Source organism: Alteribacillus sp. HJP-4 (genome assembly GCF_042139015.1).
GTDB lineage: Bacteria > Bacillota > Bacilli > Bacillales > Marinococcaceae > JBHIKY01.
Genome location: NZ_JBHIKY010000028.1, coordinates 13,328 through 27,567, shown reverse-complemented (window position 1 = coordinate 27,567; position 14,240 = coordinate 13,328). Strand labels below are relative to the sequence as shown.

At 41.4% G+C, this 14,240-nt stretch carries 14 protein-coding genes; 11 read left to right on the top strand and 3 right to left on the bottom strand.

The features are described from left to right. The first annotated feature begins 87 nt into the window (after positions 1 to 87). From ACE4RR_RS18540 to ACE4RR_RS18530, 3 genes are all read left to right on the top strand, one after another. The gene (locus tag ACE4RR_RS18540) at positions 88 to 504 is read left to right on the top strand and encodes an organic hydroperoxide resistance protein (RefSeq protein ID WP_375536941.1); all 417 of its coding nucleotides are present in this window, start codon (positions 88 to 90) and stop codon (positions 502 to 504) included. Positions 505 to 701: 197 nt separating this feature from the next. Then, on the top strand, positions 702 to 1,103 hold the full coding sequence (locus ACE4RR_RS18535; protein ID WP_375536940.1) for a VOC family protein: 402 nt from the start codon (positions 702 to 704) through the stop codon (positions 1,101 to 1,103). After that, on the top strand, positions 1,096 to 3,264 hold the full coding sequence (locus ACE4RR_RS18530) for a DNA topoisomerase III (protein ID WP_375536939.1): 2,169 nt from the start codon (positions 1,096 to 1,098) through the stop codon (positions 3,262 to 3,264). The genes ACE4RR_RS18535 and ACE4RR_RS18530 overlap by 8 nt, the downstream gene beginning before the upstream one ends. Before the next feature lie 93 nt (positions 3,265 to 3,357). Here the strand turns inward: ACE4RR_RS18530 and ACE4RR_RS18525 are convergent, their stop codons facing one another. Continuing rightward, complete coding sequence (locus ACE4RR_RS18525) at positions 3,358 to 3,579, bottom strand: hypothetical protein (RefSeq protein ID WP_375536938.1); 222 nt, start codon at positions 3,577 to 3,579, stop codon at positions 3,358 to 3,360. A gap of 445 nt (positions 3,580 to 4,024) precedes the next feature. On the opposite strand from ACE4RR_RS18525, the gene cshA reads away from it, so the two are divergent. From cshA to ACE4RR_RS18510, 3 genes are all read left to right on the top strand, one after another. After that, positions 4,025 to 5,458, top strand: coding sequence for a degradosome RNA helicase CshA (gene cshA, locus ACE4RR_RS18520; RefSeq protein WP_375536937.1), 1,434 nt, complete (start codon positions 4,025 to 4,027; stop codon positions 5,456 to 5,458). A gap of 182 nt (positions 5,459 to 5,640) precedes the next feature. Continuing rightward, a complete protein-coding gene (locus tag ACE4RR_RS18515; protein ID WP_375536936.1) occupies positions 5,641 to 7,539 on the top strand; it encodes an ABC-F family ATP-binding cassette domain-containing protein in 1,899 nt (632 codons plus the stop codon). A 265-nt stretch (positions 7,540 to 7,804) separates the two neighbouring features. Beyond that, positions 7,805 to 8,608, top strand: coding sequence for a TerC family protein (locus ACE4RR_RS18510; protein WP_375536935.1), 804 nt, complete (start codon positions 7,805 to 7,807; stop codon positions 8,606 to 8,608). Between the two features lie 92 nt (positions 8,609 to 8,700). On the opposite strand, the gene ACE4RR_RS18505 is transcribed toward ACE4RR_RS18510, so the two are convergent. After that, positions 8,701 to 9,336 carry a superoxide dismutase family protein gene (locus tag ACE4RR_RS18505; RefSeq protein WP_375536934.1) on the bottom strand — a complete coding sequence of 212 codons (636 nt, stop codon included), beginning with the start codon at positions 9,334 to 9,336 and terminating at the stop codon, positions 8,701 to 8,703. A gap of 137 nt (positions 9,337 to 9,473) precedes the next feature. Between ACE4RR_RS18505 and ACE4RR_RS18500 the strand changes: the two genes are divergently transcribed. The 5 genes from ACE4RR_RS18500 to ACE4RR_RS18480 all read left to right on the top strand — a co-directional run bounded on the left by ACE4RR_RS18500 (position 9,474) and on the right by ACE4RR_RS18480 (position 13,726). Next, positions 9,474 to 9,674, top strand: a complete 201-nt coding sequence (locus ACE4RR_RS18500) for a hypothetical protein (protein ID WP_375536933.1) — start codon at positions 9,474 to 9,476, stop codon at positions 9,672 to 9,674. A 71-nt stretch (positions 9,675 to 9,745) separates the two neighbouring features. Further along, positions 9,746 to 10,300 carry a 3-dehydroquinate synthase II domain-containing protein gene (locus ACE4RR_RS18495; RefSeq protein WP_375536932.1) on the top strand — a complete coding sequence of 185 codons (555 nt, stop codon included), beginning with the start codon at positions 9,746 to 9,748 and terminating at the stop codon, positions 10,298 to 10,300. Positions 10,301 to 10,429: 129 nt separating this feature from the next. Continuing rightward, positions 10,430 to 11,884 carry a circularly permuted type 2 ATP-grasp protein gene (locus ACE4RR_RS18490; RefSeq protein ID WP_375536966.1) on the top strand — a complete coding sequence of 485 codons (1,455 nt, stop codon included), beginning with the start codon at positions 10,430 to 10,432 and terminating at the stop codon, positions 11,882 to 11,884. Next, entirely contained in the window at positions 11,884 to 12,855 is a 972-nt protein-coding gene (locus ACE4RR_RS18485; protein ID WP_375536931.1) for an alpha-E domain-containing protein, read from the top strand. The genes ACE4RR_RS18490 and ACE4RR_RS18485 overlap by 1 nt, the downstream gene beginning before the upstream one ends. A gap of 19 nt (positions 12,856 to 12,874) precedes the next feature. After that, on the top strand, positions 12,875 to 13,726 hold the full coding sequence (locus tag ACE4RR_RS18480) for a transglutaminase family protein (protein WP_375536930.1): 852 nt from the start codon (positions 12,875 to 12,877) through the stop codon (positions 13,724 to 13,726). Between the two features lie 57 nt (positions 13,727 to 13,783). Here the strand turns inward: ACE4RR_RS18480 and ACE4RR_RS18475 are convergent, their stop codons facing one another. Further along, positions 13,784 to 14,203 (bottom strand): peroxiredoxin-like family protein, encoded by a 420-nt coding sequence (locus tag ACE4RR_RS18475; RefSeq protein ID WP_375536929.1) that lies wholly within the window; start codon positions 14,201 to 14,203, stop codon positions 13,784 to 13,786. Positions 14,204 to 14,240: the final 37 nt, after the last annotated feature.

The following is a 14,240-nucleotide window of genomic DNA, read 5'->3' as shown; positions in this document are numbered from 1 at the left end:
TTTACACGTTTAATGCACGTCCACGTGGTGGAATAGAAATAAAGGTTAATTAATTTTGAGATTCTATAAATTGGAGGATGATTCGTAATGAAACCAATTTTTACATCCTATGCTACCGCTGATGGAGGACGTGAAGGCCACGTAAAATCCAGTGACGGTTTAATCGACTTAAATTTAGTAATGCCCGGCGGGGATTCTAATGAAACCGGCTCAAACCCGGAGCAGCTGTTTGCTGCAGGATATGCCGCCTGCTATGATGGTGCACTCAATCTTATGGCAGAAAAACAGAACAAAGATATCGATTCAAAAGTAACAGGGGCTGTAAGCTTATTAAAGGATGAACAGGATAATGGTTTTAAAATTGGAGTACAGCTTGATGTTGAAGTTAAGGGAGTTTCCCAGGAAGAAGCAGAAGAGCTGACCACCGCAGCTCATCAGTTCTGCCCTTATTCTAAAGCCACTAGAGGAAACATTGATGTAACGATTAATACAAAAGCTCAATGATAAAGAAACATCCGCCCCTTCCAACAAACGGGCGGATGTTTCTTTATGTGTTTGAATCAATTTCTTTCTGATTCTTTGATCAGCGGGATGCCGCCTGTCGCGTTTCCGGATACTGTATCCTTACCCATGATAGCTTAAAATGAAGCGGGATGTAACTACGTGATATACTTCTTAATGAGAAGGAAAGGCGGGATAGCATGATACGTTATGAACAAATTCACCATGTGAGTTTAACCGTGGCAGATGTGGAAAAAGCTAAACAGTTTTACGAGAATGTTTTAGAATTAGAGCTCGAAGAACGGCCGCCGTTTGATTTTAACGGAGAATGGTATAAAATAGGGCGCCAGCAGCTTCATTTAATTGAAGACACAGAAAAGACCATTGATACAGAAATTAATACGCGCGCACCGCATTTTGCTTTCCGGGTAAAAGATTATGAAGAAACAAAGCTTCACCTTGAGCATCACAACGTTCCGTTCACAGCAAAACCCGATAGTATCGCTGGTTTTGCCCAGCTTTACTGCCTGGATCCCTCCGGAAATGTAATTGAATTGAATACTCCTCAGGGACAATTAAAGGCAGGGAAGACACATGAATAAATCGCTAATCCTGGCTGAAAAGCCTTCCGTCGGCAAGGATATTGCCAGGGTGATGGACTGTAAAAAAGAAGGAAATGGATATTTCGAAGGTAATCACTACGTGGTCACATGGGCGTTTGGCCACCTGGTGACTCATGCAGACCCGGAAGTTTACGATAAAAAATATCAGACTTGGAGACTGGAGGATCTGCCGATGCTTCCTCCTCGCCTGAATTTAACAGTTATTAAAAAGGGTGGGAAGCAGTTTCAAACGGTTAAAAGTCTGCTGCACAGGCAGGATATTCAAGATATTATTGTCGCTACAGACGCTGGACGTGAAGGGGAGCTTGTGGCCCGCTGGATTCTGGCCAAAGCAAACGTAGAGAAGCCATTAAAACGTTTATGGATTTCCTCTGTAACGGATCAGGCAATTAAGAATGGATTTAAAGAATTAAAGAATGGCAGCCGGTACTTTTCTTTATTTAAAGCAGCAGAAGCACGAGCGGAGGCTGATTGGTACGTGGGCATGAATGCGACAAGAGCCTTGACTACCAAGTACAATGCACAACTGTCCTGCGGGAGAGTGCAGACGCCGACGCTTGCGATTGTCGCTCAAAGAGAAAAAAATATTCAAAGTTTTAAACCGGCTTCCTTTGAAAGAATCATCGCCATTACAGATAAAAATTTTTCCCTGACTTGGCGGGATGAGAAATCAGGAGAAGACCGTATTTTCTCAACAGACGATGCAGAAAGCATAGTAAAAGAGCAGCAGGGAAAGAGTGCGAATATTACACAGGTAGATAAAAAAGTGAAAAAACAGTTTGCCCCTTTATTATATGACCTGACTCAGCTGCAGCGGGAGGCTAACGGAAGGTATGGATATTCTGCGAAAGAAACTCTTTCCATCATGCAGCGATTGTATGAAACGCATAAAGTCGTAACCTATCCCCGTACAGATTCGAGCTATATTTCAACGGATATTTTATCTACACTAAAAGATCGGTTAAAAGCATGTGATGTCCATCCTTATTCGAAGCATGTGCTTGCAATTAACCGCCGCGGATTGAAAATCAACAGTAATGTCGTGCAGAATAAAAAGGTAACTGATCACCATGCTATTATACCTACGGAATCAGCTCCTGATTTCCAACAATTTTCAAATAAAGAACGAAATATATATGATATGGTGGTTCAGCGCTTTCTTCAGTCCTTTTACCCTGCTGCCGAATACGAAGTAATAGCAGTGCACGCCACTATTGGTTCTGAAAGATTTATGGCTAGAGGGAACCGGGTTTTACAGCAGGGATGGAAGGCATTATTTCAGACCGAAAACGAGGATCAACAGGAGCTTCCCCCTCTGCACAAAGGGGATTTAATAAAGATAGCATCTTTAAAAACAGAAAGTGGCAAAACGAGTCCTCCGCCGCCATTAGATGAAGGGGCTTTGTTGTCTGCAATGGAAAATCCTGCACCCTACATGCCTGGCGCTGATCAAAAGCTGATGAAGCAGCTAAAGGTAAGCGGGGGCATCGGCACGGTTGCGACAAGAGCTGATGTTATTGATAAACTTTTGAATAGTTATTTATTAGAGAAAAAAGGAAAGACTTTAAAAGTCACATCGAAGGGAAGGCAATTGCTGGAGCTTGCACCTGAAGAGCTTAAATCCCCTGCACTGACAGCTCAATGGGAACAAAAATTAAAAAATATTGAGCAGGAATTTCTCAAAAAAGAAGTATTTATTGAAGAGATGAAAAAATATGCAGAATCTATTGTAAAAGAAATTAAACTGAGCACAAAGTCTTTTAAACATGACAATATTACAGGAACTCCATGTCCTGAGTGCGGAAAGCATCTTCTCGAAGTAAATGGGAAGCGGGGAAAAATGAAGGTGTGTCAGGACAGAAGCTGTGGATACAAGAAAAATATTTCTAAAGTGACCAATGCGCGCTGTCCTAAATGCAAAAAGAAAATGGATCTTCATGGTGAAGGCAGCGGAAAGGTTTTTGTATGCCGCTGCGGTTACAAGGAAAAGGAAGCAGCTTTTAACCAGAGAAGGAAGCAGGAGAAGAACTATAAAGCGACCAAGCAGGATGTGAATAAATATTTAAAGAAACAGAGCAAGGACGATGAGTTCACCAACCCAGCCTTAGCGGAAGCATTATCGAAATTGAAGAATAAATAATAAGGAGGCTGTCCTCATCTAGGAGACAGCCTCGTTTCATTTCATGTATTTTTAGAACTCCCAGGGAAGGCACACCGCAGGAATAAGTTGAAATTAAGTCATAAATAATTCTTCTTCAAAGGTCTTTAATCTCGTTGCAAGAGTTACAATCCATTCTCTTTTATAAAATTCTCTTACATTGCTAACCAGTTCCGTTTGAGTAGCACAGTAAACAATTTCATGATTATCTCTATTGAGCTTTTCGATATCTTCTTTCGTCCCTACAGTGACTTGCCTCTGTGAAGCATCGTGAAAATACGCATATTGTTTTTCCACCGCCATAGACCTCCTTAAAGTCACACACCCCTGCAGTGACTGCCACATTTTCGAGTTTACGCCCAAACATATTTCGATTCAACGGATGAAACATTAAAAATTCATTACGAAATAGTAATAATTCTTTTTTATAAATGCTTTTTGCTTTATAGTTTAAGTATAATGGAGCAATTGCCACTTATATTGAATTAGTCAAGTATTTCTTCTTTGGAGGATAGGGATGACAATCGCTGCAATAGTGTGCTAAACTGTTCTAGTTGGTTTAAGCCAGCGGACACGCTTTACCATCCGTAATGGGCATAACCTGTTCAAGAAACTTCAGGATGCTCATTTTTTATTTGTCTTACCACAACATTTTGGTTTTCTAATCTCACATGAAACCCGGAAGACGGGGAAAAATAAATAATATTAAACCGGCAACAATAGAAAAAAAGGAGTTAGTATATTGACATTATTTCAAGATTTAAATATTGAACAGAGTATATTCCGTTCGATAATGGACATGGGATTTGAAGAAGCCACAGCTATTCAGGCAGAAGTTATTCCAATAGCAAAAGAAGGTCGAGACATTATAGGGCAGGCTCAGACAGGAACTGGTAAAACAGCTGCTTTCGGTATTCCGATGATCGAAAAAATGAAATTGGATGAAAAGCACCCGCAGGGACTTGTTCTGGCCCCTACCCGTGAGCTTGCTATTCAAGTATCAGAAGAGCTTAATAAGCTTGGCCGCCATAAAGGTGTAAGAGCCCTTGCTATTTACGGAGGCCAGGAAATCGGCCGCCAAATCAAGGCAATCAAGAGAAGCCCGCAGATTATAGTAGCCACGCCCGGCCGTTTGATGGATCATATGCGCCGTAAAACGATCCGCCCGGCGTATATTAACATGGTCGTGCTTGACGAAGCCGATGAAATGCTGAGCATGGGTTTTATCGAAGATATTGAAACAATTCTAAAAGAGGTGCCGGAAGAACGACTCACCTTCTTGTTCTCTGCCACGATGCCTCCGCGCCTGCAAAATGTAACAGCTCAATTTATGAATGATCCTGAAGTTGTAAAAGTTAAAAGCAAAGGGCTGACTGTATCTAATATTGAGCAGCGCTACATTGAAGTTCCGGAAAAGCAAAAATTTGATACTCTATCCTACTTGTTGGATATTACTCCTCCGGACCTCGCCATTGTATTTGGGAGAACAAAGCGGCGTGTTGATGAGCTTGCTGAAGCCCTTAATCAAAGGGGCTATGCTGCAGAAGGAATTCACGGTGATCTTAAACAGGAGAGACGAAGCCAGGTTCTGCGCAAATTTAAAAATAACGCAGTAGACATTCTTGTGGCTACAGATGTTGCGGCTAGAGGATTGGATGTAAGCGGCGTGACACATGTTTATAACTTTGATCTTCCTCAGGACCCGGAAAGCTATGTGCACCGTATCGGCCGGACCGGAAGAGCCGGAAAAGGAGGAATCGCTTACAGTTTCGTAACCCCGAGAGAAATGGGCCATCTTTCCTTTATCGAAAAAACAACACAGAAAAAAATTGACAGACAGTCGATGCCTACTTTTACTGAAGCGATGGAGGGGCGTCACCAGCAGACAGTAAGCAAACTGCTTGAAGTGATTAAAAATGATAATTTAGAGGAGCTTGAAAGTACGGCCAAAACGCTCCTCAATGGTTATGATGCAGTTACACTTGTATCTGCAGCGTTAAAATTGAACACTACCTCCTCAGAGCAATCATCAGTAAAATTGACAGAAGAAGCACCACTGCGTCCAAAAGGCGGAAAAAAACAGGGCAATAAGAAAAAACGGCCATTTCGGTCATCACGTTCTGATCAGCAGTGGAAAAACAGCCGCAAAAACAACAAACGGAAGAAATCAATGTAATTCAGAGCCGGGCCCAAATGGTGCCGGTTCTCTTTTTATTTAAAAATAGTTTTATCTTATTTAAATAATGAGAGATACGAGTAGTAAGGCTTTCACCTTTTGAACTTTTCGACAAGCCAATTTTTCTTTAATTTTTGAGATGTTATGATATATAGACAAGCTAATGGAGACAGGTGAAAAAAATGAGTGTAATGAGAGCAGATAAGCTTTTAAAAACATACGGTGATAAAGAATTATTTCGACATATTTCTTTTACGGTGGAGCCTCATGATCGAATTGGATTAATTGGAGTAAATGGAACTGGCAAATCATCATTATTAAAAATTCTGTCAGGGCAGGAAAGCAAGGAAGATGGTTTTATTTACCACGCCAATAATTTGCGAGTGGAATATCTGCCTCAAGACCCTATTCTTGATGCAGAGAAAACGGTGCTGGAACAGGTGTATGATGGAGACTCTCCTGTAATGAATTTACTGAGACAATATGAAACAGCAGCAGCATTCCTTAATGAAGATCCAGAGAATGAACGAAAGCAGCAGCAGCTTCTGAAACTGCAGCAACAAATGGACGAAAACAGTGCGTGGGAAGCAGGTACACTCGCTAAGCAAATATTGACCAAATTAGGTGTAACTGAATTTTTTAAAAAGGGAAGCCAACTGTCCGGAGGGCAGAAAAAACGGGTGGCTATTGCTAAGGCGCTGATTCAGCCAGCTGATTTATTACTTCTGGATGAACCGACAAACCACCTGGACAATGAGACGGTAGAATGGCTTGAGAAATATTTATCGACCTATCAAGGATCCTTAATGCTGGTGACTCATGATCGTTACTTTCTTAATCGCGTGACCACCAAAATTTTTGAGCTGGACAAGGGAAGGCTTTTTACCTACCTCGGCAATTATGAATTATTTTTAGAAAAAAAAGCAGAACGAGAGGCTCTTGAAGCATCTCTTGACGTTAAGCGACAAAACACACTTAGAAAAGAGCTGGATTGGCTGCGGCGCGGGCCGAAAGCCCGTGGTACGAAGCAGAAGGCAAGGGTGCAGCGTGTGGAGTCAATGAAAGAAGTGAAAGCAGCTCCTGGTAAAGAAGAAGTGGATTTCGCAGTTGGCTCTTCAAGGCTGGGTAAAAAAGTAATTGAAGCGGAGAATCTCTCTAAAGGCTATGGGGGAACAACGTTATTTTCAGATTTCAGCTGCTTGATTACTTCCGGAGACAGGATAGGCATGATTGGAGCAAACGGGAGCGGTAAATCCACCTTGCTGAATGTTCTGGCCCGTATTGAAAAACCTGATACTGGTTGGGTTGAACATGGAAGCACAGTAGATGTTGGGTATTACAGGCAGGATCATACTGATATGGACGAAAGCTTACGCGTCATTGAATATATTAGAGAGATTGCTGAAGTTGTCACCACAACGGAGGGAACGACCATTACTGCGGAACAAATGCTCGAGCGCTTCTTGTTTCCAAGACCGATGCAGTGGAATCATATCAATAGGCTTTCAGGAGGCGAGAGACGCCGTCTTTATCTTCTCGGTGTATTAATGAAGGAACCGAATGTCCTTTTCTTAGACGAGCCGACTAATGATCTTGACACTGAGACACTGAGTGTATTAGAAGAATATCTTGACCATTTTCCCGGGGTAGTAATTACTGTTTCTCACGATCGTTACTTTCTCGATCGAGTCATTGACAAATTATATGTATTTCATAACCGAGAGGTCTCCTTGTATTTTGGTAATTACTCGGATTATCGGGAAAAGTCAGGACTCGAAATGCAAAGCCAGACTGTGCCTGACGAAATCAAATCCCCTGGGCCAGAATCGCCGGTAAAAAAGAAATCAAGAAAACTTTCTTATAAAGAAAAAAAAGAATGGGAGACAATTGAAGATAAAATCACTGAACTCGAGGAAAAGCTTGAATCGGTGGAGGAGAGAATAACTGCAGCAGGGAGCGATTTTGAAGCAGTACAGCAGTGGACCGAAGAACAGCGTGTATTAACCATGGAGCTTGAAAACGCGATGGAACGCTGGGAAGAGCTTTCGGAGCTTGTAGAAGAACTGAAGGAATTGGAATAAAGTATGATTGACTTTTTCAAGAAAAAGCATTACATTGTATATAATCAAATATTTCCTTGCTTAGGGGAGTAGCGTTACATTAAAATCGTCAATACGAGAGTATAAGCTCTCCGGTTTTAATGGACAATAATTGTTGTCAGCGAGACCTTTGCCTGTTATTAAATAACGGGGCAGAGGTCTTTTTTGATGGAAAAAAATGCTATATTGAAGCTTTAACTGTGCGGGTACGCTAAACGAAAACAAACTATTGGAAAAGGGGAAAACAATGGATATAAGCATTCTTTTAGAGTACGGCTGGGTATTGATTGTATTAATATTATTGGAAGGCATTCTAGCTGCAGATAATGCATTGGTATTAGCTATAATGGTAAAAAAGCTTCCGGAAAAACAGCGGAAAAAAGCATTGTTTTATGGACTGGCAGGAGCTTTCGTATTTCGTTTTGCTTCTTTGTTTACTATTTCATTTTTAATTGACGTATGGCAGGTTCAGGCAATCGGAGCTCTATACTTATTGTTTATGGCTATTAACCATATTGTGAGAAAATTTTATTTTAAAAAGGAAGAGGATAAAGCAGAAAAACTAGAAGCGGAGCTGCAGCAAAAAGAAGCCTCTAGGAAAAGCTTCTGGACAACTGTTCTTAAAGTAGAAGTTGCGGACGTTGCATTTGCAGTTGACTCGATTCTTGCCGCTGTTGCTTTGGCAGTAACGCTGCCAAATACTCCCCTTCCTGCAATTGGAGGAATGGATGGAGGAAAATTTTTAGTAATCTTAACAGGTGGTTTAATTGGCGTTGTTATCATGCGTTTTGCGGCTACGTTGTTCGTAAAGCTTCTCCATAAGCGTCCCGGTCTCGAAATTGCGGCCTTTGTTATTGTAGGATGGGTGGGGGTAAAACTTGCAGTGTATACTCTGGCTCATCCGGCACTCGGAATTATTCCTGAAGATTTTGCCCATTCAACTTTATGGAAGACCACTTTTTACATTGTCTTAGTTTTAATTGCAGCAAGCGGCTGGTTTTTATCAAAAAAGGAACCAGACCTTCAGGGATCAAGCGTTTCAGAGAGATAATTTATTTAAGAGAACTCCGCTGTTTACCGGAGTTCTTGTTTTTTTGAGAATACTTTAGAAAAGGATTGGAAGAGCGGCTTTGTGAAAATTATTTATTTTGATTTAATTACCCCACAGGAAATCCTATTTCCTGAATCGCCGGTGCTGAGTGTTTCTTCATCTGGACCTGGCTGCTGCTGATCATTGCTCTGATAACGATCTGGTATGTTGGCATAATTATCTGAAGCAGAATGAACAATAACTGCTCTCTGTTCATTTGCGAGACGACGGGCGTCAATCTTATCCAAAGCAGTGTACATGTACGCTGATCCGTCCCCGAGTCCGTAAATGACCGGCATGTCACCGGCGTGCTCGCCGTGGGTCCCTCCATCTGGATTATAATGACTGCCAGCTGTGGAAAAAGCTCCCCCCGCGGCATCAGGTTCACAAGTCCCTGTCTCATGAATATGGAAACCATGGAAACCCTGTGGAATACCTGTTTGAAATACAGCTTCAGCGAGGACAGCTTTATCTTTTTCATGAAAGGTAACCGTGCCGATTCTTTCGCCATTGGTGTCGATCATTTCTGCTTTTGCAACGTCACTGCCTTCCGCCCGTACGGCTTCGGCGTTGACTTTTTTAACAGTATCATCAAATATGATTTCATTTGATGGTCCCGCTCCTTCTTTACAGCCGCTTAAAAGTACTAGAACTGCGGCAGCAGCAGAAAAATAATGATATCTTTTCATTAGTTGTCATCCTCCTTCCACTATAGCTTCTTCCGAAATGTTTCCTGCCATACATATAATTTGGGAAGAGATGAAAGTAATCAGTAAATAAGGTATAATAAAAGATACGAAAATTCTCATAATGTCAGGTGATATAAGTGGCAAACATATTAAAGGTGCTTACAAGTATTTGGTTTATTATCTTAATGGTGCAGATACTTTCTTCATTCAGTGTTTACATAGCGGATTTATCTGAAACGATGGTCGTAATATTTCTACTTTTATTTTCTTTCGTTATTGTGAAAGAGTTTAAGAAAGGTATTGTGAAAGAATTGGAAGGAAATTCTTCCGGGGAATGAATGCTGCTTGTCACGGGAATGTACCGGACATGCAGCATCTTCTATTTTAGTTTAGAAAGGACGTGAGAAGAGTGGCCAGTAACCCCACAGGAAATCCTATAACTGGAATAGTTCAAACAGTTGAACGAATTGGTACAGGTTCAAGAGTTTGTTTGGATTTTGCAGATATATTGACTCCGACTGAAGGGGTGTTTGTTGGAAACACGGGAGATGGTTACGTCTTCGTATTATCAGAAAACCGTTCTACAGAAACCTACCCTCCCAGACCGTTCCGTGTAAATGCAGGAGCGGTACACCAATATATTTTTCAAGATGGGGATACGAAATATTTATCTGAAATGGAGGCAGGACAGTCTTTGTTTGTATACGACGGGGAACAGACAAAGCATTTACCGCTTGGAAGAGTTAAAGTGGAAAAACGAGAACTGCTCCGTGTCGTTATCGAAGCAGAAGGGAAGCTTATTTCTGCCACCCTTCAGGATTCAGACAGCGTATCGCTGTTGACAAGCAGTGCCGAGCCTGTTCCGGCCACAGAAGTAAAAGCCGGTATGGAAATCATCTGCCTTATTGATCACCCGGGAAGACATTTGGGCAAGAAGATTTCAGAGGAAATATTTGAAAAGTAATAGGTATTAGAAAGGAATCTGACCGTTAATGTCGAAATATTTATATAATTATTTTGCATGGTGACAGGGTATAAGATAATATATCCTGTCTCTTTGTAATTTTAAATCCAAAAGGGGGATGGCTGTGTGATGTTTCAAACGTATGATGCAAAATCTTTTTTTGACGAGATGCTTGACAGCGATGGTAGGCCAAAATCTCAATACCAACGGTTCAATCAAATTCTGGATGATTTTAGTATTGATGAACTGACAGAAAAAAATGAAACAGCTCAGCTCAGTTTTCTCAGACAGGGAATAACCTTCACTGTTTACAGTGATGAAGTGGGAACAGAAAGAACGATGCCCTTTGATTTTATCCCGGTTATTATTCCACCGAGACAGTGGAATCGAATTGAATCCGGGATGAAGCAGCGCGTGGAAGCACTGAATATGTTTCTCGAAGACGTGTATGGAGAGAAACAAATAATAAAAGACGGCATTATCCCTGAAAAATTAATTTATAATAATCCATATTACTACCAGAAGCAGCTAAACGGATTAGCTCCACCTATTGGTAATCGGATTTTTCTCGCAGGCATTGATCTCATCAGAGACGAAAATGGAGAATACAGAGTTCTTGAAGATAACCTCCGCAATCCATCCGGAATGTCCTATGTATATCAAAATCGGTTTGTTATGCGTAAAGTCTTTCCTGAGTTTTTCTTTAAACATTCAATCCGTACACTCGAGCACCAGGTTTCTTATTTACATGAATCTATGCTGGATCATGTTCCTCCTAATGCCCTAAGTCCAAACAAGCTTCAGGCCGTTCTTCTCACTCCTGGTATTTATAATTCTGCGTATTATGATCATGTTTTTTTGGCGCAGCAGATGGGGATTGAACTGGTTGAAGGCAGAGATTTAATTATTAAGGATCATGTCGTATATATGAAAACAATCCGAGGCTTGCGGCGGGTTGATATTATTTACCGCCGTATTGATGATGATTTCCTGGATCCACTTGCTTTTCATCCTGATTCCATGCTTGGGGTTCCGGGGCTGCTCGAAGCCTATAGAAGAGGTAATGTCAGTATATTAAATGGAATCGGAAATGGTGTAGCTGATGATAAGGCGGTGTATGCTTACGTGCCGGCCATGATTCGTTATTATTTAAATGAAGAACCACTGATACCCAATGTGGATACTTATTTTCTTGATGAAATGGAACAGAGAGAATTCGTTCTTTCCAATATAAACAAGCTCGTAATTAAAAATGTCGGTGCCTCCGGAGGTTACGATATGCTGATAGGGCCGCATGCGAAGGAAGAAGAAGTTGAATTATTTAAGAAAAAAATAATCGAAGAACCTCACCAGTATATTGCACAGCCGACTATACAACTTTCAAGGCTGCCTGCCTTCCAGGATAAACGATTTTACCCTTGTCACGTAGATTTGAGGGTCTTCGTGATCCGAGGGGAACATACTCATGTCATTCCAGGAGGTTTATCCCGTGTGGCACTTAAAGAAGGGTCTTTAGTCGTGAATTCCTCTCAAGGAGGAGGAGGCAAGGATACGTGGATTTTGAATGAAGGAGGAGAATCGTAATGCTGAGCAGAGTTGCCGACAGCTTATACTGGATGGGAAGAAACATTGAAAGAGCAGAAAATAATGCACGCGTTGTAAGCATCCGCCTCATAAACATGCTGGAAGTTTCTGACGGTGAAATGTATAGTGATAGAGACTGGGAAGAGGTTATTGAGATCTGCTCGTCCCTGACAGAATATCATCTGTTATATCACACTCTGGATACTGATTCGATCATTCAATATTTATCGTTTTCCGATCACAACTTAAACTCTATCTCTAATTGTGTAACTTATGCGAGAGAGAACGCAAAGTCCAGCCGGGAAACTCTTCCTGAGGAATTATGGGAATCTCTCAATGAATGCTATTGGCTGGTAAAGGATTTAAATCGAATTGATTGGTCGATCAGGGAAGTTCATTCATTTCTTTACCATATTAAACAATTATCGTTCACTTCACAGGGAATTATAGAATCCTGTATGCCAAGAGATGTTCCACACGCTTTTATTCAAATAGGGAAGTGGCTGGAGCGTGCTGAGAAAACGGCACGGATTTTAAATGTAATTTCTGAAAAAACGTTTCTCATCGATGATAAAAAAACGGCGGACAATTATTATTACTGGCTCGCGGCTCTTCAGTTTGTCAATGGCTTCGACGCATATTTGAAGCAATATCCACCAGTGATGACAGCGCCGCAGGTTCTGCAATTTTTAATAGGGGAGAAGGTCTTCCCTCGTTCGATCAGATATTGTATTGATCATGTCATGGCTGCTGTCCGTGACATTGAAGACGGAAAAGTCTCGCATTATTCTGAAGAGCTGTTTGATGCGATGAACCGGCTCGATCAGGAATTTCAATCAATTGATTTTCAGAAGGTCTCCCAGGAGGAACTCAAATCTTTCCTGGACAGATTCCAGAATCATTGTAATGAAATAGGATCCATCTTTTCACGTACGTATTATTTATTAGATCCTGCTGCAGGATCACTCTAATAACAGAGGTGAAGGAGCCATGAAATATAACATTGAACATATCAATACATTCTACTATGATAACCCAGTAGATCAAAGCATGAATGAAATTAGGTTGAAGCCTCGATCTGATGAATGCCAGCGCTTATTAGAATACCGTTCGGAATTGACACCTTCCACTTTGACGAAAGAGCATACTGACATCTGGGGAAATCACGTAGAAACATTTTTCATTGCAGAAAAACACAGTTCACTTGAAGTGAAAACGACATCCACTGTCAGTATTCAAAAAAGCCCCTTTTTAAGGATGGTGAAATTTTCTCCCGAGATGAAGGAAATTTTTTATTCAGAAATGTTTCGCAACCATTATTTATCGTTTCTAAACGACACGCCGTTCACGTTCTTATATAAAAATCAATATGAAGATATACTGAAGCAGATTGGAGATATTGAAAATCCAATAGAGTTTTCCATTGAACTGATGCGCTGGCTGCATGAACAGATTTATTATGATGGCTCAGCCACAAATGTAATGACCAAAGCACATGAAGCATTTCCACTGAGAAAAGGTGTCTGCCAGGACTATACTCATATTATGCTTGGCGCATTAAGAGCGAGAGGAATCCCCGCGCGTTATGTCAGCGGTTACCTGTATGTAGGTGAGAACTCGGCCCTTGTAGGTGATTCTGCCACCCATGCCTGGGTAGAGGTAATGATGCCCGGTATAGGCTGGGCCGGACTGGATCCGACCAACAATGTAGAGGCGCTTGAACAGCATATAAGGGTTGGCACAGGAAGGGACTATGCAGATGTCAGCCCATTTCAAGGAATGTATCGTGGAGGGCAGCAGACTCTGGATGTGAAGGTCAGCGTCCAGCTGATAAATAATTAAAGAAAACGGACGATGAGGGTTTAACCCGTCGTCCGTTTTCTTTAAGCTGAGCTATTCTTAAAAGCGATTATTAATAACGTTAATAATTTGGCTGATGGATGCATGATTTTCCGGGGAGTCATCAAGGTGGGTCCATATATCTTCATTATTTTCATTGAAAAGCCATGTGCCTCCCTGAATGTAAACATCCGTCGTTTTCATAGACTGGAGGGTTACTTTCTTTTTAGAAGGATCTTTAGGAATAAAATCTTTGACTCGACCGCTTAAAATTCCGCCGGCAGCCTTCGCAAGAAGCTTAGCTTTATTAGCTGTATCGTGACCCATCCCACGGAAAGCCTTTCGATCAGGATCGGCATAGAGGGGAAAAGGATACGGGCCGAAAGCCTGCTCAAAGGATCCAACAAGAGAATAAGGAGCAGGGAAAATTATTCTGATGTGAATGTTCTGTTTTTGAATACTATCTGCATTCTCGCGCAACTGCGCAAGGTACTCCCGGCAGATAGGTCATCCGGGA